Source organism: Corynebacterium sp. Marseille-Q2823 (genome assembly GCF_903645345.1).
GTDB lineage: Bacteria > Actinomycetota > Actinomycetes > Mycobacteriales > Mycobacteriaceae > Corynebacterium > Corynebacterium hiratae.
This window is the reverse complement of sequence record NZ_CAHJXS010000001.1, coordinates 62,439-83,754: the sequence shown is the minus strand read 5'-3', so window position 1 is coordinate 83,754 and position 21,316 is coordinate 62,439. Positions and strand designations below refer to the sequence as shown.

Annotated in this window: 15 protein-coding genes, 1 tRNA gene and 2 pseudogenes; 6 read left to right on the top strand and 12 right to left on the bottom strand. The window is 60.4% G+C overall.

The window, feature by feature from the left end:
• The first annotated feature begins 6 nt into the window (after nt 1-6).
• Nucleotides 7-927, top strand: coding sequence for a DUF808 domain-containing protein (locus HWX44_RS00380; RefSeq protein WP_175972794.1), 921 nt, complete (start codon nt 7-9; stop codon nt 925-927).
• A gap of 3 nt (nt 928-930) precedes the next feature.
• Here HWX44_RS00380 and zupT read toward each other — a convergent pair whose 3' ends face one another.
• Nucleotides 931-1,728: a zinc transporter ZupT gene (zupT, locus tag HWX44_RS00375; protein WP_175972793.1), complete on the bottom strand. Its 798-nt coding sequence runs from the start codon at nt 1,726-1,728 to the stop codon at nt 931-933.
• Between the two features lie 79 nt (nt 1,729-1,807).
• Here zupT and HWX44_RS00370 point away from each other — a divergent pair, with 79 nt between their 5' ends.
• Entirely contained in the window at nt 1,808-2,674 is an 867-nt protein-coding gene (locus HWX44_RS00370) for a hypothetical protein (protein WP_254868070.1), read from the top strand.
• A 99-nt stretch (nt 2,675-2,773) separates the two neighbouring features.
• On the opposite strand, the gene HWX44_RS00365 is transcribed toward HWX44_RS00370, so the two are convergent.
• From HWX44_RS00365 to HWX44_RS00345, 5 genes and pseudogenes are all read right to left on the bottom strand, one after another.
• Nucleotides 2,774-3,073, bottom strand: coding sequence for a HigA family addiction module antitoxin (locus HWX44_RS00365; RefSeq protein WP_175972792.1), 300 nt, complete (start codon nt 3,071-3,073; stop codon nt 2,774-2,776).
• 8 nt (nt 3,074-3,081) lie between these two features.
• Nucleotides 3,082-3,300 (bottom strand): type II toxin-antitoxin system RelE/ParE family toxin, encoded by a 219-nt coding sequence (locus tag HWX44_RS00360; protein WP_246819861.1) that lies wholly within the window; start codon nt 3,298-3,300, stop codon nt 3,082-3,084.
• Between the two features lie 245 nt (nt 3,301-3,545).
• Nucleotides 3,546-5,331, bottom strand: a pseudogene (gene selB / locus HWX44_RS00355) (selenocysteine-specific translation elongation factor).
• Nucleotides 5,332-6,618 carry an L-seryl-tRNA(Sec) selenium transferase gene (gene selA / locus HWX44_RS00350; protein ID WP_175972791.1) on the bottom strand — a complete coding sequence of 429 codons (1,287 nt, stop codon included), beginning with the start codon at nt 6,616-6,618 and terminating at the stop codon, nt 5,332-5,334.
• A 21-nt stretch (nt 6,619-6,639) separates the two neighbouring features.
• Nucleotides 6,640-6,734 (bottom strand) — tRNA-Sec (locus HWX44_RS00345).
• Nucleotides 6,735-6,769: 35 nt separating this feature from the next.
• Between HWX44_RS00345 and selD the strand changes: the two are divergent.
• A pseudogene (selD, locus tag HWX44_RS00340) lies at nt 6,770-7,603 on the top strand (selenide, water dikinase SelD).
• 14 nt (nt 7,604-7,617) lie between these two features.
• Here the strand turns inward: selD and nrfD are convergent.
• The 4 genes from nrfD to HWX44_RS00315 all read right to left on the bottom strand — a co-directional run bounded on the left by nrfD (nt 7,618) and on the right by HWX44_RS00315 (nt 13,964).
• Entirely contained in the window at nt 7,618-8,676 is a 1,059-nt protein-coding gene (gene nrfD / locus HWX44_RS00335; protein ID WP_254868069.1) for an NrfD/PsrC family molybdoenzyme membrane anchor subunit, read from the bottom strand.
• On the bottom strand, nt 8,673-9,716 hold the full coding sequence (locus HWX44_RS00330) for a 4Fe-4S dicluster domain-containing protein (RefSeq protein ID WP_175972790.1): 1,044 nt from the start codon (nt 9,714-9,716) through the stop codon (nt 8,673-8,675). Before HWX44_RS00330 ends, nrfD begins: the two co-directional genes overlap by 4 nt.
• Before the next feature lie 9 nt (nt 9,717-9,725).
• Nucleotides 9,726-12,998 (bottom strand): formate dehydrogenase-N subunit alpha, encoded by a 3,273-nt coding sequence (fdnG, locus tag HWX44_RS00325; protein ID WP_254868068.1) that lies wholly within the window; start codon nt 12,996-12,998, stop codon nt 9,726-9,728.
• A gap of 123 nt (nt 12,999-13,121) precedes the next feature.
• Nucleotides 13,122-13,964 (bottom strand): PRC and DUF2382 domain-containing protein, encoded by an 843-nt coding sequence (locus HWX44_RS00315; protein ID WP_070516786.1) that lies wholly within the window; start codon nt 13,962-13,964, stop codon nt 13,122-13,124.
• A gap of 461 nt (nt 13,965-14,425) precedes the next feature.
• Here HWX44_RS00315 and HWX44_RS00310 point away from each other — a divergent pair, with 461 nt between their 5' ends.
• From HWX44_RS00310 to HWX44_RS00300, 3 genes are all read left to right on the top strand, one after another.
• Nucleotides 14,426-15,496, top strand: a complete 1,071-nt coding sequence (locus tag HWX44_RS00310; RefSeq protein ID WP_175972788.1) for a lipoate--protein ligase family protein — start codon at nt 14,426-14,428, stop codon at nt 15,494-15,496.
• Nucleotides 15,497-15,613: 117 nt separating this feature from the next.
• The gene (locus HWX44_RS00305; protein ID WP_175972787.1) at nt 15,614-16,993 is read left to right on the top strand and encodes a dicarboxylate/amino acid:cation symporter; all 1,380 of its coding nucleotides are present in this window, start codon (nt 15,614-15,616) and stop codon (nt 16,991-16,993) included.
• Nucleotides 16,994-17,012: 19 nt separating this feature from the next.
• Nucleotides 17,013-18,299 (top strand): MFS transporter, encoded by a 1,287-nt coding sequence (locus HWX44_RS00300; protein WP_175972786.1) that lies wholly within the window; start codon nt 17,013-17,015, stop codon nt 18,297-18,299.
• A gap of 304 nt (nt 18,300-18,603) precedes the next feature.
• On the opposite strand, the gene HWX44_RS00295 is transcribed toward HWX44_RS00300, so the two are convergent.
• Entirely contained in the window at nt 18,604-19,878 is a 1,275-nt protein-coding gene (locus HWX44_RS00295; protein ID WP_175972785.1) for an HNH endonuclease signature motif containing protein, read from the bottom strand.
• A 187-nt stretch (nt 19,879-20,065) separates the two neighbouring features.
• Nucleotides 20,066-21,256, bottom strand: coding sequence for an MFS transporter (locus tag HWX44_RS00290; protein WP_175972972.1), 1,191 nt, complete (start codon nt 21,254-21,256; stop codon nt 20,066-20,068).
• Nucleotides 21,257-21,316 lie beyond the last annotated feature (60 nt).

Genomic DNA, 21,316 nt, shown 5'->3' with positions numbered 1-21,316 from the left:
TGAGTCATGGCCGGTGGCCTCTTTGCCCTGCTTGATGACGTCGCCCTGATCGCCCGCTCCGCTGCCTCCAGCATCGACGACGTAGCAGCATTGGCTGGAAAGACCTCGGCGAAAGCAGCGGGAGTCGTCGTCGATGACGCCGCTGTCACGCCTCAATATGTCCAGGGCGTCAAGCCGCAGCGCGAGCTGCCCATGATTTGGCGCATCACCAAGGGCTCGCTCATCAACAAGCTCGTCATCATCCTTCCCATCGCGCTCATCCTGTCCTGGATCGCGCCTTGGGCCCTGACGCCCATCCTCATGTGCGGCGGCACCTACCTGTGTTTCGAGGGCGCTGAGAAGATCTTCCACTCTGTTTTCCACCGCGGGGAAAAAGAGGAAATGCCAGCCGAAGAAAGGGGGCCCGACGCCGAAGACTCCCTGGTCAAGGCCGCTATCACCACCGACCTCATCCTGTCGGCCGAAATCATGGTGATCTCCCTCAACGAGGTCATTGATCAGCCCTTCTGGCTGCGCCTCGGTGCCCTGGTCACCGTCGGCGTGCTTCTCACTTTGGGCGTCTACGGCGCCGTCGGGCTTCTAGTCAAGATGGATGACATCGGCGTCGCCCTGCTCAAACGTCACGATGGTGACTCTGCCCTGGGTACCGCATTGGTCAAGGGAATGCCTATCGTGCTCAAGATCATCGGCATTATCGGCACCGCCGCCATGCTGTGGGTCGGCGGCCATATCGTGGTCAAGGGTCTGAGCGAGTTCGGCGCCGAGCAACCCTATGGCTTCATCCACCACGTCACCGAAAGCATCAGCAACGGCGCACTCGCCTGGACGGCAGATACTGCCTTGTCCATGCTGTGTGGTTTTATTCTGGGCGCAGTCATCGTCTCCATTGTCATGGCGGTCAAGGCCACCGCGGAGCGAGTGAAATAAACCTTAGATAAACAGCGCGAGCGAAACAGCCATCACCGCCATACCGGCTATCAGCCCGTAGATGGCGCAGTGGTGTTCGCCGGTCTCCTCTGCCGTGGGCAGAAGTTCATCCAGAGAGATGAACACCATGATGCCGGCAATGACGGCGAAGCTGATGCCAAACGTCATCGGGCCGATAAAAGGCATCAGCAGCGCGAAGCCAATGAGAGCGCCGAGGGGCTCGGCCAAGCCAGATAGCGTGGCCCACCAGAAGGCTTTCTTGCGTGAGCCCGTTGCGCTGCGCAAAGGTACCGCTACCGCAATGCCCTCGGGGATGTTGTGAATGGCAATAGCCACAGCCACCGGGATGGCGATCTCTGGGGATTCCAGGCCCGAGAGGAACGTGGCGAAGCCTTCCGGGAAGTTGTGGATAGCCAGCGCGAAGGCGGTGAACATACCGGTTTTCATCAGCCGTTTGCGCCGCGCGTCCTCCTCGGTGGTGGCCGGCTCGTGCGGGTTAATCTCCTCCGGCACGAGGCGGTCAATGATGGCGATAAGCGCAATGCCCGCGAAGAATGCCGCCATCATCGTCCAGGTCGCGCGCGCTTCGTCCCCGAGAGTGCTCTCTAGCTTCTTCACGGCCTCCGGCAGGATTTCCATGAAGGAGACATAAAGCATCACGCCTGCGGACAACCCCAGGGCAGACGCCATGAACTTCGGGCCAGGCTCGCGCTTGCCGACGGCCAAGGCGCCACCGATGGACGTCGACAAGCCCGACAGCAGCACAAGACTGAAAGCGAAGGCAATGGTGGCTAAGTCCATAGTGGGAAACTATAGCGTGTCTAACCCGGCCCCTGCGTAAGCTTGGAAGGAGTCCATCGCTTCCCATCTGACTCACGAGGTGACTGTCATAACCATGGCGCTGTATCCGCTGGCCCCCTCCTACTTTGGTGTCGAGCACGTCGCGATTCTCGAGCATCTTAGTCTCGGCACTGCGCTGAGCATCCCGGGGTTGGAGCAACAGCCTGCGCTCATTGACGTGTCCTTGCTCCCCGAGCCCACAACGGGAGGCTGGCGTGTGCGCTCGGATTTTGGTTTTCTAGGTGCGCTCGATGGCGAGGAGTCCGCCGAGTATCCCGCTCTCAACCGTCTGCGCACGGCGGCGATGACTCCAGCAACACATGCCACCGTCGAGATCGTTGACGGCGAGATAGAAGTTGCCGTTGCTCTGGGCCTCGACCCGTGGATGATTCCCGCAAACAATCAGCCAGCGGGCACCGCCCTGCTCAGCGGGGGCCACGGCGCCCTCGTTCGCGTCGCGGAGGGAGAGCTCACCGCGCATCAGCTGCGCGAGATGGGCACCAAGCAGTTCTTCGTGACGCTCGCGCTTCTCGACGACACCGTCCTCGCCACCCACGACAACCTCGTCCTCGGACCGTGCGCGGAGCTCTCCGATGCCCCGGCGCTGGCCGCCGCGTTCGCAGCTGCTCCCCAGTCCGGGGCTCCCCTCGCTGCCCGCGCTTATGCTGCTGCGGGCCGCATCGCAGTGGACCTTCCCCTCGCCCCCGAAGCCCCTGCTGCCCCGGCTCAGTCTGCCGAGCTCTTCGCACCCGCGGCCCCGCCGTTGCCGCTCGACTCGGAGAAGCCCGCCATCCCGCCAGCACTCGACCCCGACGCCGACTGGGAGTTCACCACGCCTGCGGATCCCCTTGCCTCACCGCTACCCACCGGCTCACGTACCTTCACGTCCCCTAAAGACACCTTTTAACTGGCACCTTATGCACTTGCGCTAATTCATTGACCTGGGCTTTCTCTGAAAACCGCCCGCAAACGGTGCCTTTACTGTGGTTCCTTTGCCCCCCTGGTTTTAAGCCGCACCGAGGGGCCGGATGCCATCGATTTCATCAGCGACGGCATCCTCAGCCACCTCCAATTCATAACGGCTTTGCAGGTTAAGCCAATACTGCGGTTCGATTCCGAAGTACTTTCCTAGCCGAAGAGCGGTATCTGCAGTGATTCCACGCTTGCCGTGGACAACCTCATTAATCCTCCGCGGCGGAACGCCAATTTCTACAGCCAGTTTGTGCTGGGAAATCCCAAAAGCTTCAATGAAATCTTCATTAAGCACTTCGCCGGGGTGAATCGGCGGATAAAGCTTGGTACTCATAACTGTCCTTAGTGATAGTCCTCGATAACAACGTCCGCTGGGCCGGCCTCGGTCCAGCGGAAGGTAATCCTCCACTGCTGATTGACCCGGATACTGAATGTTCCTTTCCGGTCACCTTTCAACGCTTCGAGGCGGTTACCCGGTGGAACTCGTAAGGAGTTCAGTGAAACAGCAGCATCGAGCTGATGGAGTTTTCTATTAGCAGTTTTGTGGATTCTCGGATCAATCCGCGGCGACGCTTCGCGTAATCAGACAAGCTCGGTATCACGGTTACCGAAAGACTGAATCATGGGTTCACCCTACAAAACATAACGGTGACCGTCAATGACGGTCACCGTTAAGCCATTGAAGACACTTGCACCCTTCCAGTTTTCTCAATGGCCCCCAAAGGCACCTTTTAACTGGAACCTTATGCGCCGTAACTAATGTTACGACCTGGGATTTCTTCGAATACCGCGCCCAAATGGTGCCTTTATTGTGGTTCCTTTGCCTCTTCACTGAATGCAAAGCGCTTTCCGTCCACCAAACGGGTCGCGCCGGTGGCATCGAGGTGCTCTAAGAGCGGAATAGCAACCCGGCGCGTCGTTCCCAGAGCCTGTCGCGCCTCCGAGAGGGTGAAGGGCTGTTCCAACTGCGCAACCACGCTGAGTGCCTCGCGCCGAGCGGAAGGCAAAAGCACAACGCCTTTGTCCAGCCGGAGCACGCGCCCGGCGCGCTCGGCCGCAGCGAGCTCCCTGGGGCCCAGTCCCAATTCCTTGAGGTCCGCAGCCTCCGGGGCGGCGAAAGGCTCAGCGCGCAGGCGTTGCTCAAGCTCAGCCACGGCCCTCTCCGCAGGTCCAAGGTCGACGGTCTGTCCGGGCACGCGCAGCACGCCATCGACCGATTCGAGCTTGGCGGCTGCTACCGCCAGTCCCAGCAGGGACGGCTCCGACAGGTTCAGGGTATCCATGGCCGCTGCCTTCGTCAGTCCCGGGGACAGCGGGTTCGCCGCAGCATGTGCTTCCACAGCCTCAACGAGGGCATTCTTCCACGCGGTTACCTGGCGGGCGGCAATCCACCACTGAGTGAATTCGATGACTCCTGCCGGCTTTTCCTCTACCGAAAAGCCATCGCGCACGAGGTCTTCATGTGCAGCGTAGCCGCAGCGCTTGAGCCACTCGGACGGGTTCGCCGGTTCTAAAACTTCTAGCTCAGCTGCGCGCTTCTTCGCATCACCACGTCTGCGCAGCTCAGCCGGGTGCATGTCCACGACTTCGAAGCCCGCCGCCACGTGCCGCCCGCCGGGGCTGCGCACCACGAATCTATCGAGCAGCGTGAGAGGTAGCGGGCTTTCAGTGTCAACCCGCGATTCACCGCCTAAGGGCCGCAGACGGGCACCGACCCCCGCCGTGCCAATGTGCACCACGAGGTTCTGGGGAAGCTCGGTCATCGCGGTCCCAAAAGTGCGGCGAATGTCCACGGTATCAAGCACCCGCCACCGCTCGGGGCTCAACAGTGCATCCGCGATGAACCTGGTCGGCGGCCACCCCGCGGAGGTTGAGCGCCACGCGCGTAACCGGACCAGCGCTATCCACCGACTTGTTTTCACTGTGTACGCCGCGCACTGTCACGAGTTGCCTGCCAAGCTCCAGCTCATCCCCCACCGAGACAGTCCCCGCCGCCAGCGTTCCCGTCACCACGGTGCCCGCACCCTTCACACTGAAGGCACGATCGACCCACAACCGCACACGTGCTTGGGGATCTGGCGCGGGCATAGCGGCAAGGACCTTATCCAGTTCAGAACGCAGCTTGTCCACGCCCTCGCCGGTCTTAGCGGAGACTTCGACCACGGGAGCGTCGGCAAGCGCTGTTCCAGCCAGCTCTGCCTTGACCTGTGCGGCTACCTCAGCGCGGCGGGCCGAGTCAGCCCTATCCGCGCGGGTCAGCGCGACCACTCCGTGTTCGATTCCCACGGCGCGTAGGGCATCCCGGTGGTCAGTAGACTGCGCTTGCCAGCCTTCATCGGCCGCCACCACAAAGAGCACCACCGGTGCAGGCCCCACCCCGGCCAGCATGTTGCCTAGGAACTTCTCATGCCCCGGCACATCGACAAAAGCCACGTCGGCGCCGGAGTCGAGCTTCGTCCACACGAAGCCCAAGTCAATGGTCAGGCCGCGCCGCTTCTCTTCCTCCCAGCGGTCCGGCTCCATCCCCGTCAGCGCCTTAACCAGGCTCGACTTGCCGTGGTCCACATGCCCGGCCGTAGCCACAACGTACACCTACATCACCGCCTGAATTGCAGCAATAAGCTCCGCATCCTGCGACTCCGGCACGCAGCGCAGATCCACCAGGCAGCGGCCCTGGTTCACGCGCGCCACCACAGGAGGCTCGCCCAACCGCAGCGGACGGGCCAGCTCTTCTGGCAACGCCACAGCCCAGCCCGGCAGCGGTACCTCGGGCGCCCCGCCGCCGCCTACGCGCCCGGCATGCTCGACAACCTCGCCGCCTACCGCCGCGGCGACCTTCTCCGTACGCTCAAGGTGGCGTTGCGGATCAATGTGCAGCGCGTCCTGCACGGCATTGGAGGGGGTTGAAAGCGAGGCTTCAAGCGCGTTGAGCCGCAGCTTATCGATGCGCACCGCCCGCGCCAACGGGTGTTTCTTACACGCGGCGATCGCTTCCTTCGTCCCCACAAGCACCCCGGCTTGTGGTCCGCCAAGGAGCTTATCCCCCGAGAAAAGCACCACGTCTGCGCCATCTCGAAGAGCCTCGCTGGCCGAGGGTTCCTCAGGCAGCATCGCATCGGGAGTGAGCAACCCTGATCCGATATCCACGATGAGTGGCGCATCCGTAAGCGCACGCAACTCAGTAACCGGCACAGAAGACGTGAAGCCACTGATCACAAAGTTGGAGGGATGCACCTTGAGAATCGCCCCGGTGTTCTCCCCCAAAGCCCGCTCATAGTCCGCCACGTGGGTGCGGTTCGTCGCGCCAACCTCACGCAAGCGGGTGGCCGTGGACTCGATAAGCTCGGGCAAGCGAAAGCCCGCGCCAATTTCAATGAGTTCGCCCCGGGAAATGATGACCTCTTTACCGGGGGCCAAGGCGGCGGTCGCCAGCAACAGCGCAGACGCGCCATTGTTGACCACCAGCGCATCTTCCGCGCCGGGGCAGGCGGCCAGGACAGTCTCGACCGCGCCGCGTCCCCTATCCCGTGAGCGCTGACCGCTGTCTAAGTCCATCTCGACGTTCGTATAGCCGGCCGCCGCCGCAAGCGCGTCCACCGCGGCTGGTGGCAAAGGGGCACGGCCCAGATTCGTATGAATGATCACACCCGTGGCATTGATGACGCGGCGCAAGGAATAGGGCTGTGCGCTTTCGAGTCTGTCGGCCAGCTCCTGCTGAATGTCGGAGGGGGCGAGGGAGCCGGAGCGGGCGTCGGCAAGCACGGCGTCGATGATTGCCCGGACCTTGTGAGCTGCACTGCGCTCCCGCGCAGTGCGCACTGCCGGGTACTGGAGGATCTCATCCATCTTCGGGATAAAGCGGCGGGGGTCTGTCGTCATGGGTCCTCCTAGCAGCACGGATGGCGGAGACGGACAGGAATCGAACCTGCCAGACCGAGATGCTCGGCCTCACCGGTTTTGAAGACCGGGGCGCCCACCAGGACACGTACGCCTCCGTCTGCTCACCATACACGCGGCTAGAATGGCCCCCATGTCTGACATCACACTTACGTCCTTTGCCGCCGGTGGCGGCTGCGCCTGCAAGATTCCCCCAGGAGAACTCGAGTCCGCCGTCGCGGGCCTCGTGGGTACCGCGGACCCCAACGTGCTGGTAGGGCTTGACGACGGCGACGATGCCGCCGCCGTACGCATCCACGACGGCCTCGCGGTCATCTCCACCGCGGATTTCTTCACCCCGATGCTCAACGACCCCTATGACTGGGGCCGAGTGGCGGCCGCCAATGCGCTGTCCGACGTCTACGCCATGGGCGGCACGCCCATCACCGCCATCAACCTCGTGGGCTGGCCGCGCGAGAAGCTCGGCCTCGACATTTTGCGCGAAGTCCTGCGCGGTGGCATGGATGTGGCCAGCGAGGCAGGGATCTCCATTACTGGTGGACACTCCATCACTGCCCCGGAGCCCACGTATGGTGTCCACGGCATTCACCCGACAAGATTATAACGACGCCGCCGACGGGCCCGCTCACGCGACCATTGTGGGCATCTCAATAAGCAGCGAATCACCGGTGAGTGCCGCGGTGAATCCATGACACGCTCAACCGCGATGCCGCGCGTAGCCGCGGCTGGCGCACGGACGTCACCGGCTTCGGCTCTGAGCCACCTCCAAATTGCCGCGCCTCGCATGTGCGGCTGTTCGCTTTCGCTGCGGCTGGACGGCGCCTGGCGGAGTTATCCGGCGGCTCGCCCTGGTTGTCCGCCCTCGACTCGACTGACTGAAGAGGACTTGGTCTTCCTCGCCGATGCCCAAACCTCGGGTGGCCTGCTGGTCATCGGCGAGGTCTGCTATCCGTCATTGGCGCCGTGACGGAGGCGCGCTTACTATCCGCTAGTCCGTCGAGTGCGTATCTGTCTGGCGGGCCTCAGCACGGCGCTTGCGGGCCGGCTGTCGCGGGTCTCACGCCTCCAGCCCGCATTGTCACGCCGAAACGCGCGACAGAACCGCCGGTGCCAGGCGACACGACACGCGCGCGACTTTGTGACCGACGCGATTGCGGTTCCCACCCCGCCCGCGGCAATGAGCGCCTCGGAGGCCTTCATGAGTTTCCCGGGCGTGCCTTCGTGCAGCGGACGCAGAGGCTCGGGCTCCATGTTCGCTTCCATGACACGGGTCGCGGCCAGATCGGTCGCCGCGGCAGTGATACCGAGTACTCGTGCCGCGCCAGCATTCTCCACCGGGGTAAAGACCATGGCGGCACCCGACGCCGCAGCCGAAGCCGAGGACACGAACACATAAGGCAGATGCTTCTTCGCGTCATTCCACGTCGGGTTTGACGTGTTGGCCAACAGCACCGCCGTGTAGCCCGCCAGCGGGCCACCAAGCACGCCGGCGACAGCGCCTGCTGGACCCGCCGCCTTATCGAGGAGGCGGCGAAGCGACTTCGGTAGCACACCGCCGACCAATGCGTCCGCTTCCACGACCGCCGGCAGGGCCGCGGCGGAAGCGAAGCTGCCCAGGATCCACGAGCCGATGGACATCGGCGAGGTCACCTTGAAGACGCGGAACATGTTGAGCAGGCGCTCCGGGCGGCCGAGGTCGAGCACCAAAAAGACCGACCCTACCGATGCCGCGGAGAAAGCCGTCATCCGCGTCGAGCGTTTCAGCGGTGCGTTCCCCGTGGCCTGGGCACCGGCGGCCAACATCGCAGAACCGCCGGCCACGCCGCCGAGGAAGAGATAGCCGCCGATGGGCCACTCCCACGGCGGGGCCTTGACTACGGGCTTGCCGTAATACGAGGAGAACTCGAAGTCCTCCGCCATGCGCTCTTCTTTGGAACCATCCTGTGCGCCGGCTCCGACTCGTCCACGCCGGCGCTTCTTGCCGCCGCCTCGCCTGCGCCTAGGCTCCTGCGGCGGGCGGTACTCATCGAACTCGCTCACTTGCGGCCTCCCAACATGAATGCCCCGGCCACGGCCAGCGCCATTCCTCCGATAGCTTTCGCTGCGGTCTTGTACATCTGCGGCAAATCCGCCGTGGGAACGCGCGGATCCGGCGGCAGCCCGTAGACCTCTGGGGAATCGAGCAACAGGAAAATAGAACCCGTTCCACCGACCCCATCCTGGGAATTGGCGCCATAGAGACGAGCCTCCGTCAGGCCCTGCTCGTGGAGGACGCGGACGCGCTCCTTCGCGGCAGCGAGCATCTCCTCGTAGGGGCCAAATTGGATGGAATCCGTCGGGCACGTCTTGGCGCACGCGGGCTGCTCACCGATCTTGAGGCGGTCGTAGCACATGGTGCACTTCTGGGCCACGCCTAAATTCTTGATCGGCATCGTCTGGCCCGGCACGTGGTCTGGGCCTTGGGGTTTGAGCTGCTTCAGCTTTGCCAGCACGTTCACACCCGCGTGGTCAGGGACCTCATAATCCACGGTGGCGGTCTTGTCCGCCTTCAGCGTCACGCCGCCGTCATCGCGGCGCTCAATGACGCCAAACGGGCAACCGGCAACGCAGGTCCCGCAGCCATTGCACACATCATCCTGCACCACGACGGTGCCGAACTCGGAGCGAAAGAGCGCGCCCGTCGGGCATACGTCCAAGCAGCCTGCGTTGGTGCAGTGCTTGCAGACGTCGGAGGACATGAGCCAGCGAAAATCATCGGTGTCCGGAGTAACGCTCGGTGCGGACACCGTGGGCAGGCCCAGCGAGACAAGGTTGCGCCCCTCCTCGCGCGCCTGCTCAATGCGCTCGTTGTTTTGCTCGATGAAGGCCACGTGGCGCCACGTATTCGCGCCCAGCCCGCCAGTGTTGTCATAGGAGTTTCCGGTAACCGCGTAGCCTTCCACTGGGTTGCGGTTCCATTCCTTGCACGCCACCTCGCAGGCTTTGCAGCCAATGCACACCGAGGTATCGGTAAAGAACGCCATGCGCTGATAGGACTCATAGCCGTGCCGGTCAGCCTTTTCGGTCAAAATATTAGCCACGCGTCCTCCTTAGCTTTCTTTTCCTTCATAGTCTGCCTCGTTGCCCGCCGTGGAGTCGTCACCAGTGTTCTCTGCGGAGGCGGTGCTCTCAGTGGTGAAGGCGTCTGAGACATCCAGGATCCTGTTTCCGGATTCCACGTTCAGGTGCGCCCGCTCCTGGTACTCACGCAAGAGCTTGACGCGGGCCTCTCCACGCGGACGGCGACCCGGCTGGATATCGCACGCACCCACCTTGGAGTTCTGGATGAACACGTTCGGCTCCAAGGTCAGACCCAACAGGTCGTTGGCGCCATCGCCGGCCACCTCGGTGGTCTCCGATTCGCCGTAGTGATACGGCAGCCCGATCTGGTGGAAGTCCTCACCATTGATGGTGAGCATCTCCATGCGGTCCGTCACCAAAACCTGAGCCTCGATGACGCCGCGCGGGGACACGATGGTGGCCCACTCGCCGTTGACCAATCCACGCTTGGCGGCCAGCTCTTTATCCACTTCGCAGAAGAGCCCCGGCTGCAACTCCGCCAAGTAAGGCAGGCGGCGCGACATCGCACCCGAGGTGTACATCTCCGTCAGGCGGTAGGTGGAGAAGACAAACGGGAAAACATCAGCACCGCGCTCCCCCGGCTCCGGGCGGGAAAGGTTATCCGCACGCTTGATGGTCAGGCGCGTCGGTGACTGCTGCTGCTTGTACAGCGCGTTGTGCACCGGTGATTCTTGCGGCTCGTAATGCGTCGGCAGCGGGCCGTCGGACAACCCCTTCGGCGCGAACAGCCAACCCAGGCCGTCGGCCTGCATGATAAACGGATCGTCGCCATCGAGGGCATCGGGGCCAACGGCGTCGACAGGCGCGACGTAGTCTGGGCGTTTCGTCACTGGGAAGTCCGGGACGTCGTCACCGACCCACTTGCCCTGCTCTTCATCCCACCAGATGTACTTCTTGCGCTCCGACCACGGAGTGCCATCCGGCTTGGCGGAGGCGCGGTTGTACAGGATGCGACGGTTGGCCGGCCAGACCCAGCCCCACTCGAGTGCTACTTCGTTCTGCTCCGAACCCGGGACCTTCTTCGCGGCGTGGTTGATGCCGTCCTTATACACGCCGGTGTAGATCCAGCAGCCGCCGGAGGTGGAACCGTCGGCCCGCATCTCCGTAAAGGCCGGCAAAAGCTGGCCCTTCTTAGGCCCATCAAGGTAGTAGCCGTTGATCTCACGCAGAATCTCATCCGAGCTTGGATCGCCGTGCTCATCCTCGGTGTAGTCCCAGGTGACAGACTTGATCGGCAGATCGCGCGGATCAGTCGAATCCGCCAAGCGCTCCCTAATCTTCTTGCCTAGGTGGTAGAAGAACCACGCCTCACTGCGGGCCTGGCCCGGCGGCGGAGTCGCCTGGAAGCGCCACTGCACCATGCGCTGAGTCTGGGTAAAGGTTCCGGACTTCTCCACGTGGGTAGCTGCCGGCATGAGGAAGACCTCAGTAGCAATGTCCTCTGTCTTGAGCTCGCCGTTCTTGATTTCCGGCGAGTCCTTCCAGAAACTTGCCGTTTCAATCTCTTGGAAATCGCGCACGACCAGCCACTTCAGCGAAGCCAGTCCGCGGCGCTGCATGCCGCCGTTGGACTGCGCCACCGCCGGGTTCTGGCCAAAGACAAAGTAGCCTTCCACTTCCTTGCGCAGCATAGCCAGCAAGGTCTCATAGGTCGAGTGCGCTCCAGACAGGCGCGGCATAAGGTCAAAACCCCAGTTATTTTCCTTGGTTGCGGCGTCGCCCCAGTAGGACTTCATGAGCGAGACCGCGTAGTTCTCACCCAGCTGCCAGAAACCCTTCTGGTCTTCCTGCCGGAAGGAATCCAGGTAATCTTCCCAGGTCTCCTGATCCGCGTGCGGCATGGGCAGGTAGCCCGGCAGCGAGTTAAACAGGGTCGGAATATCGGTCGATCCCTGAATCGACGCATGCCCGCGCAGGGCCATGATGCCCGAGCCAGGTCGGCCCACGTTGCCCATGAGCAGCTGCAGGATCGCCGCGGTACGGATGAACTGTGCACCCAGGGTGTGCTGGGTAAAGCCCAGCGCGTAGGCGAAGCACGTAGTGCGCTCCGGGGTGGAGTTCTGCGCAATCGAGTCCGCCAAGTAGTAGAAGTCCTCCGGCGAAATGCCACAGGTCTCTTCCACCATCTCCGGGGTGTAGCGCGAGTAGTGGCGCTTGAGAATCTGGAAGACCGTATTCGGATCCTCCAGCGTCATGTCCTTCTCCACGTTCCACGAGGAGCCCTCAGGCTTTCGCACGTACTGCCACGAGTCCGTGACGTACTTGCCCTTCTCTGCGTCGTACCCGGAGAACAAGCCCTCCAAATCCTCGGTGTCCTGGAAATCCGGCGAGATGATCGACGCCGCGTTCGTGTAATTCACCACGTAATCGTGGAAATACAGGTCATTATCCAGCACGTACTTGATAATCGCGCCGAGCAACACCACGTCCGTGCCTCCGCGAATGCCGATGTGACGGTTCGCAAAGGCAGACGTACGTGTGTAGCGCGGATCCACGTGGATAATGCGCGCACCACGCTTCTTGGCTTCCACGACCCATTGGAATCCCACGGGGTGGCATTCCGCCATATTAGAACCCTCGATGACGATGCAGTCCGCATTCGCCATATCCTGCAGCGGTTGGGTTGCGCCGCCGCGGCCAAACGACGTTCCTAGACTAGGAACAGTGGCGGAGTGTCATATACGCGCCTGGTTTTCCACCTGAATGGCGCCGGTGGCGGTAAACAGCTTCTTGATAAGGTAGTTCTCCTCATTATCCAGCGTCGCACCACCCAGGCCCGCAATGCCCATGGTGCGGTTGAGACGACGCCCATGCTTATCGACGTCCTCCCAGTGCCTCGCGCGCGCCTCCACGAAACGGTCCGCGATCATATCCATCGCGGTTTCTTCGTCGAGCTCCTGCCACTCGGTGGCATAGGGAGCTCGGTACTTGATCGTGGTGATGCGTGTCGAGGAATTAATAAGCTGCTCAGAAGCAGAGCCCTTGGGACACAGGCGGCCGCGGGAAATCGGGGAATCTGGGTCGCCCTCGATTTGGATGACGCGGTCATCCTTGACATAAACGCGCTGAGAACAACCCACTGCGCAGTAGGGGCAGACCGACTGGACGACGCGGTCCGCGTCAACGGTGCGTCCGCGCAGGTCTTCACTCTTAGCCGACTGCGTGGACACGTCGCGGCCGAAGGCATCCTTGTTCCGGATTTGGCGCACAACGGGCCAATTCAGTGGGCTAAAACGTGACATGATTCAAACCTACTGGCTTGGCCTTGCGTTTTCCACCCTGTTCAAGACCAGAAAATACTGAACAAACCCAAAACGCGAAAAGCTGGAGCTTTGCAGCTCCAGCCTCTTAGCCCTTAACCGAGATTACTTGCGGGTCTCGGTGATGCCGTCGGTATCGATTTGCTCCTTGCGCAGATCCTCGGTGTGGGTCTCGGTGTCCTTGATGGTCTCCTTGGAAAGGTTAACCTTCTCCACCGGGACGGTCTTCTTCTCTACATTCACGCGCTCTTCGTGCAGGGTAACGGAGGCTTCCTCCGCGCCGTTATCACCGATGGTGCCGGTGTAGTTGGCAGCGTCAGCCTCGGAAATCGGGGTGCGCTCGACGCGAACCTCTTCGCGCTCAACCGGAACCTCGACGGTCTCGGTATCGGTCACGACGTACTTGCGCAGGCGCGCCTCGCCGGTGGCCACGCGCTCCTTGTTGACGTCCAAGCGCTCCTCGGAGCGGATAACCTCGCCCTCGTTGTTGGTGACGCTATTGTCGGAGACAGCGGCGCGCTCGGTCTCATCCTTAGCGTGTGCACCTGCACCAGCACCGGCAACACCAGCGCCAGCTACGCCAGCACCGGCAACGCCAGCGCGCTCATCACGCTCGTCACGGTAGGTGGTTACGTCCTGTGCGTTCTCGAGGTCGTAGTGCTTGAAGATGTCCGCCTGCGCCTCAGGAGTCAGCGGCTTATCGGAGTCAAAGTCCGGTGCGTTCTCGATGCGGTCCTTGGAGAAGGCCAGCTTGAGCTCATCACCGGTGAAATCGTGACCACGGAGCGGAACCAAGCTGGAGCTCATACCGAACAGACCGTGGTTGACCTCAACGAAGGTCGGCTGACCGGACTGCTCGTCGACGAAGACCTCCTTGACAGAGCCCAGCTTCTCGCCGGCCTTGTCGTATGCGGTTGCGTTAAACAGATCCTTGATGTTCTTACCCATTGTTTCTCTAAACCTTTCTATATTTGGTCTATATCGCGATGGCAAACCACAGCTAGCACCACCACCCCCACAAGTCAAGGGAAATGTGGAGCGATTTGCTATTTCGTTTGCGCTGTCACCCACCATACGGATGAAACAACAATGCGCCACCGCGGCAGTCCTTTCCGCCGCTAAAATTGCACTTAACCGCAGGTCACATTAGCTATAACGATTAGATTACGAGCCCGTTTACACATCTCAAAAGCGCGCCAACCCGCCCCTTGCCCCACATCCAGGCCAAGGCATAGAGAAACTAACTTGCACCCACAGAACAGCACCCAACAACCATCCTCTACGCAACCCACTACGCCATTCACAGGCACAACCAATAAACGTTAGCTACCCCCGTCTCAATTTCCACATTTGCTAAATGGTCTACTTCATCAATCGCCACATAGCCATCATTGAGTAGCCTGAACATCATGAACCAAACGAAACACTTCGAACTCAAAGTCCCCGGCGGCAAACTACTCGTCGTCGATATCGACATTGACGGCGACAATGCCGTAACCGCAGCCAAGGTCTCCGGCGATTTCTTCCTCGAACCCGAAGAAGCCTACGAGGCGCTAGCCCCAGCGCTGGTCGGCATCACTACAGCCACCTCGACAGAAGAAATCCAATCCCGCCTCGATGCTGCCCTTGCGCGAATCGATTCACCCGTGGCCCTTCACGGCTTTAACACACACAACCTGGCAGTCACAGCCAAGCGTGCCCTGTCGGGCGGTACCGATTTCACCGACCACAACTGGGAGATCCTGCGCCCAGGAGTTCTCCCGACCCCAGTCAACGTCGCCCTCGATGAGGTCCTCCTCAACGAAGTCGCGGAAGGAAAACGCGGTCCTACGCTCCGCTTCTGGGAATGGGAAGACCGCGCCGTAGTCTTCGGTTCCTACCAGTCTTATTCCAACGAGTTGGACCAGGAGGGCGTCGACAAGCACAGCATCGTTCCAGTACGCCGAATCTCCGGTGGTGGCGCAATGTTCATGGAGGGCGGCAACTGTGTGACTTATTCCCTGTACGCCCCGGAGTCGCTCGTGGCCGGTTATTCCTACGAGGCTAGCTACGAGTATCTAGATCAATGGGTTCTCTCGGCGCTCGGACAGCTTGGCGTCAATGCCTGGTACGTGCCGATTAATGACATCACCTCGGACGGCGGAAAGATTGGCGGTGCCGCCCAAAAGCGCCGCAAGGGCGCGGTTCTCCACCACACCACGATGAGCTATGACATCGATGCGGACAAGATGATGGAGGTCTTGCGCATCGGCAAGGTCAAAGTCTCGTCGAAGGGCCTAGCCAGCGCTAAGAAGCGCGTGGACCCGCTGCGCCGCCAAACCGGCGTGCCGCGCGAGGAAATCATCGAAACCATGGCACGCGAGTTCGCTACCCGCTACAGCGCCGTCGACGCTGAGCTTTCCGACGACACACTCGCCACCGCCCGCCACCTCGTCGACACCAAGTTCCTCAACGACGAGTGGACCAAGCGCATCCCATAATTTGCAGGGGAATTTCTGGGCAGCGTACGGTGTTATAAGCTCTAGTGAACCGATCGGTATGAGAGTACCGAACTAAATGGTCCATTTCTATACAACACTGTCTAGAAGGAAAATCTCGTGTCCGACACTTCCTCCCGCGCATCCTCGCGCACGCTGCCCTCTTGGGCCACCGGCTTTGGCGCCCAAGTCATCGCCGGCCTTATTATTGGCCTGATTCTCGGATTCATCGCTTCCGGCATGGAGTCCACGTGGCTCTCCGATACCCTGTCCGGCGTCGGCGGCGCGTACGTCCAATTGCTCAAGGTGATGGTCCCGCCGCTCATCTTCGCGGCCGTCGTCACCTCGGTTGCTAACCTGCGCAAGGTGGCTAACGCCGCCTCGCTGGCAATCTCCACCCTCGTATGGTTCGCTATCACGGCCTTCTTCTCCGTCTTGGCTGGCATTCTCGTCGCCCTCGTGATGAAGCCAGGCGTAGGCACGACTGTCGACGCCTCCACCGCCGCCGATCCTTCCAACGTTGGCTCCTGGACCGCATTCCTCCAGCAACTCGTCCCCGCCAACTTCTTTGGACTCAAAGCTTCGCTGAGCGACGGTGAAATCTCCCTCAGCTTTGGAGCACTTCAGCTTCTAGTTATTTCCTTGGCCTTGGGCATCGCCGCCGTCAAGGCTGGTAAAGCCGCCGATCCCTTCCTGCGCTTTACCGAATCCTTCCTGAAGGTCATCCAGGTGGTCCTCTGGTGGATCATCCGTCTCGCCCCGATTGGCACCGCCGCCCTCATCGGTAAAGCCGTGTCCACCTATGGCTGGGATGCGCTGAGCTCCTTGGGCAAGTTCGTCCTCGCGATGTATGTCGGACTCGCCCTTGTCATTGTTGTGGTCTACCCTGCCGTCCTCGCGTTCAACCGCATTCCAATCATTGGCTTCTACAAGCGCGTATGGCCAGTATTCTCCCTCGGTTTCGTCACCCGTTCTTCTATGGGAGTCATGCCGGTTACCCAGCGCTTTACGGAGAGGGCCATGGGTGTGCCTCGCGAATACGCCTCCTTCGCCATCCCGCTCGGCGCTACCACGAAGATGGACGGCTGTGCTTCCGTCTACCCGGCTATCGCCGCCATCTTCATCGCTCAGTTCTACGGAATTGATCTTTCCCCGACCCAATACCTTCTCATCATCTTCGTTTCCGTCATTGGTTCCGCAGCTACTGCCGGCACGACAGGCGCCACCGTCATGTTGACACTGACACTCTCCACGCTGGGCCTCCCGCTGGCAGGCGTCGGCCTCTTGCTCGCCATCGAGCCCATCATCGATATGGGCCGCACCGCCGTCAATGTCACCGGTCAGGCACTGTGTGCCACGATCGTCGCCAAGCGCGCCGGCATCCAAGACCAAGCAACCTGGGATGCTGCCGAGGGCGGCGTCAATGACATCATGAACGCTGATGAGAACGAGCGGGAAAGCGTGAACGTTCAGGAATTAAGTGACGTGAAACACACATAGTTTCTGTACGGTGGAAGCTATGTCCACGTCAACCCAAGCACCACCAGACCCCAATTCCACACAACACCGCAGCGCTATCAAGGCGTCCTTCATAGGAACCTTCATCGAATGGTTCGACTATGCGGCCTACATTTATATGTCGGCCATTATCTCCCGGGTCTTCTTCCCGGAGATGGAGGGGCGCCGCGCGCTCATCATGACATTCGCACTCTTTGCGCTTTCCTTCCTCGTCCGCCCGCTCGGCGGAATTGTGTGGGGACACTTTGGTGACAAACACGGACGAATTCAAACCCTGACGGTATCGATCACGATGATGTCGCTGGCGACAGCCGTGATCGGCTTCCTCCCCAGCTATGAAACCATCGGATTCGTCGCCACCCTGCTGCTTCTACTTTCGCGCATGGTCCAAGGTTTCTCCGCGGCTGGCGAGTATGCCGGCGCAGCCACGCACCTCGCAGAAATCGCCCCGACGCATAAGCGGGGAATCTACGCCGCAATCGTGCCTTCCGCCACGGCATCCGGCCTGCTACTGGGCTCCCTCATCGCAGCACTACTCACGGGCGTGCTTGACGACGATGCCCTCATCTCCTGGGGTTGGCGCGTCCCCTTCCTCATCGCACTACCTCTGGGCCTTTACGGCCTGTGGATTCGCCGCAACGCCGACGAGTCTTCTCGCTTTGAGAATCAAGATAACACGGAGGAGTCCCCTCTTCGCGAGGTCATCAAATATCCCAAGGCCCTGGCAATTGCTTTCTCGGGCGCAGTTCTCAACGCCATTGGTTTCTATGTCATCCTGACTTACCTGCCGACCTACCTCTCCCAGGAGCTGGGCATGGCGGAAACACCTGCCTTCATAGCGTCTTCCGTCGCTTCCGCGTTCTATGTCGGCTTCGCGCTTCTCACCGGCCTGCTATCAGACCGTCTGGGCCGCCGCACGACCATGCTGTGTGCTGCACTTTTCATGGGAGTCTTCATTGTCCCTGCCTTCATGCTCCTGGACGGCGCTGGGATTCTCCTGGTCATCATCATCCAGGTGTGCCTCGGCGGCGTGCTTGCGCTTAACGACGGCGTCCTCCCCTCCTTCCTCTCCGAACAGTTCCCCACCCATGTTCGCCTTTCCGGCTTTGCACTCACCTTCAACACAGCTAACGCTGTCTTCGGCGGCACCGCGCCAATGATCGCCACCTGGCTTATTGACAAAACAGACAACCAACTCGCCCCGGCGTATTACCTTGTTGCCGCCGCAATCATCACCGGGGGAGGCGTTCTCTTCGCCTCCAAGCGGAATCGCCTAAAAGAGGTCTAGTCCATTCCCCTCACCGACACCTGGTAATAACTACCACCAACAACCCACACTTGAGCTCCAGAGGCAGCTTAAGTCTCCCGACCGCTAGCAATCCGCATTCGTCGTTTCAGACGACGCGCAGGGCTAGGCCCCATTCAGCACCAGGCAGGATCGTCGTTTAATTCGACGACGTTTGTTCGTAGTCTTGCTCTTTCTCTTTTCCTTTCAGTTACCTTGGTGTGGTCTCGTCGTTTGAAACGACGAGTCTGGGTTCAGCTTTGAGGGGTGTGTCCGAGTTCTTCGTCGTTTGAGACGACGGCGGGGTTTAGAAGGGGATGTCGTCGGTGCCGTCATCTGTGTCGGTGTTGTCCGCGTCCTCGGCTTCGGCTTTGGTTTTGGCTTGTTGTTGTGCGTAGTCGTCGAGTTCTTGTTTCAATAGTTGGGCTTCCTCGCGCACGCGTTTCCTGGTGGCGGTGATGTGTTGGGCGACTGTTTGTGCCCACCGTTTCTGCTTGGGTGCAAGTGGCCCTTCGGCTTCGGTAATTGTCCAGGTACCGTCTTCATATAGCCAGATGACATCCCCGCTGTAGGGGTCCAGCAGGTATTTAAGGGTGCCATCGGTTTTCATGTTGTGATGACCTTGGCATAAACACGCCAGGTTCTTCGGGTGGGTTGGCCCGCCTTCAGCCCAGTTGTGTCGGTGATCCAACTGGCTGAGAAAAGCAGGCTCGTCGCAGCCGCCGACCCGGCAGGTACCGTCGCGGCCTTCGACATGCTTGCGCATGATGATTCCTGGTTGGTAGCCGTCGGCTTCGGCGACCTCACCGGTTAAATCCCGAGTCTTATCATGTGGCATGGGCTTAGCCCGCCAGCCGAAGCCTTCAATAAAGGTGGGTGCATCCTCAATATCGCAGGCCTGGTAGGTGTGGAGCACCACCTCAGCTGGTGGCTTAATCTCACCGGAAAGCAGTTTGATGACTGCCTCAGGGACAGTGATGTTTTCTTTAGCAGCGGTTGTGTGGATGAAGGCATCGAGTTTAATGCCGGTGTCTTCCCCAACCTGCAGTTCCAACCACGCTGAGGTGCCGTTAGAAGAAAACCGGTACGTATCTTTAGGCCGGGTATCTTGGTAGGCGATGGAATCATCCAGGGTTTTACAAATATCGCGGACTTTGCGCCTGATTTGACTACGTGTAGGAAAAGCCTGGTTCGGCTTGGTCGGGGTAAAGAAGTCAGCCAGGAGGGTGTCGATGAAGTCTAGGGTTTCATCAGTCAAGGCTGTCAGTGCTGACATGGGCTGATCAATAGCGATCAAGGATTCAATATCCAGCAGGCAGTGGGTGTCTTGTATGGCTTTGACTTTCGGCAGACTCTCTAGCCGGTGGATAGCACGCAGGCCGGATTTAATATGGCCTTCCGGCAGCGACCAGGCCGCCACTAGGGATAGTGCGGTGGTGTTGATATCGGCGTGCAGGCTGGGCATGGCCCCGACCCAGGTTTTATAGGTGGCTCTTCGTGCTTGAGCACGGGCCATCGCATGTGGATTATTAGGGTTGGTGGTGGAAAAGAAGAAGGTTGGTGGACGTGTGACAGTGGTCATGGGTATCTCCCCCGAGATCAACATGAGTTAGAAGAAATGTTCTAACCATGATTCTAGTACCACACACCCCGCATAGCCATAGTTAGCGCTAAATTCATGTCAAGTCGTTACTATAAACGGGGGTATCAACCCCAGGTTTAGACTGCACGTTCGACCTCACCCAGTGGAGAAGTCACCGACGAGGAATCTATTCGTAGCGCACGTCACCGCGCGCAATATCCTTGCGCCCATGAACGAAGAAGTACACCACCGCGGCCACCACCATCAAAGCCGCCAGCGCCCAGTACATGGCGGAGTACCCGGTCGCGGAGATAACCTGCCCCAGCAGAATCGGACCGAAACCGATGCCTATGTCCAACAACAAGAAGAAGGTTGAGATCCCCGCGCCCATCTCGTGCATCGGCACCAGGCGCACAGCGATAGCCTGACCCGCCGGCAGGATAGAGCCATATCCGATACCTACCAAGGCCCCCGCAGCAACAATCTGCCAATCAGCACCAGCCGAAGCCAGAACAGCCAAGCCGGCAATAAAGAAGACGAGCGAGGAGTAGATGATGATGTTGTCACCGCGACGATCCTGCAGCTTGCCCAGAATAAATCGCAGGATGAGGCTCACCACCGCATAAGCCAAGAAGAAGTAGCTCGCGCCCTTCTCTAGGCCAGCGGAGGAGGAGTAACCATTCAGGAAGGTAATGATTCCGGTGTAGGCAACACCTACAAACAGGATAAAGACACCGAAGGGTGCCACCGCTGGGTGCACGATATTCCCCAGCGAGAAGGTCACGCTACGTTGTTCCTGCACGGGCGCCTTGACGACGAGCCCCAGCCCCAAGGCCACCACTGTGAGCGTCAGCGCCACTAGAAACACGGAGTTATAGCCAGCATTGTGGACAATCGCTAGGCCAGCCGCAGGACCAAAAGCTGTAGCCAGCGTCGTCCCCAGGGCAAAGTAGCCGGTCCCTTCTGCGCGGCGATGGTCCGGGATAACCGATTGCGCCACGGCCATCACAGCCGTCGACGCCACCGCATAACCGAAGCCGTGCACGATACGGACGGCAAACAGCAGTGGCAGAGACTGAGCCGGGAAATACAGCGCCATCGCCACAGCCACCACGATGAGGGAGATGACCAGCGAACGCTTCCGCCCAGCAGCATCCACGATGTAGCCCGAAAAGAGGCGGGCAATCGTCGCCCCCACCACGAAGGCGCTTGAGGCAAACCCGCCCGCCGTATCCGAAGCTTGAAACTGCTCGACGGCATAGAGCGCCATGATGGTCACGAGCAGATAGAAGACCGTAAACTGGGCGAAATTTACCAACCACGCGAACACGAATGTCGGCGTGATAAGGGAACGGGATTCAGAGGACGTTTGAGACACCTTCTTCAATAGCGTTATGGAATTAAGACTTCCACACGCTACCAAAGATCAGAGATACTT

Bases quoted from the DNA above. Each gene is read 5' to 3' on its own strand.
- HWX44_RS00315 (WP_070516786.1), bottom strand. From the start codon at position 13,964: ATGGGTAAGAACATCAAGGATCTGTTTAACGCAACCGCATACGACAAG.
- zupT (WP_175972793.1), bottom strand. From the start codon at position 1,728: ATGGACTTAGCCACCATTGCCTTCGCTTTCAGTCTTGTGCTGCTGTCG.
- selA (WP_175972791.1), bottom strand. From the start codon at position 6,618: ATGACGACAGACCCCCGCCGCTTTATCCCGAAGATGGATGAGATCCTC.
- HWX44_RS00365 (WP_175972792.1), bottom strand. From the start codon at position 3,073: ATGAGTACCAAGCTTTATCCGCCGATTCACCCCGGCGAAGTGCTTAAT.
- HWX44_RS00295 (WP_175972785.1), bottom strand. From the start codon at position 19,878: ATGACCACTGTCACACGTCCACCAACCTTCTTCTTTTCCACCACCAAC.
- HWX44_RS00310 (WP_175972788.1), top strand. From the start codon at position 14,426: ATGAACCAAACGAAACACTTCGAACTCAAAGTCCCCGGCGGCAAACTA.
- HWX44_RS00300 (WP_175972786.1), top strand. From the start codon at position 17,013: ATGTCCACGTCAACCCAAGCACCACCAGACCCCAATTCCACACAACAC.
- HWX44_RS00380 (WP_175972794.1), top strand. From the start codon at position 7: ATGGCCGGTGGCCTCTTTGCCCTGCTTGATGACGTCGCCCTGATCGCC.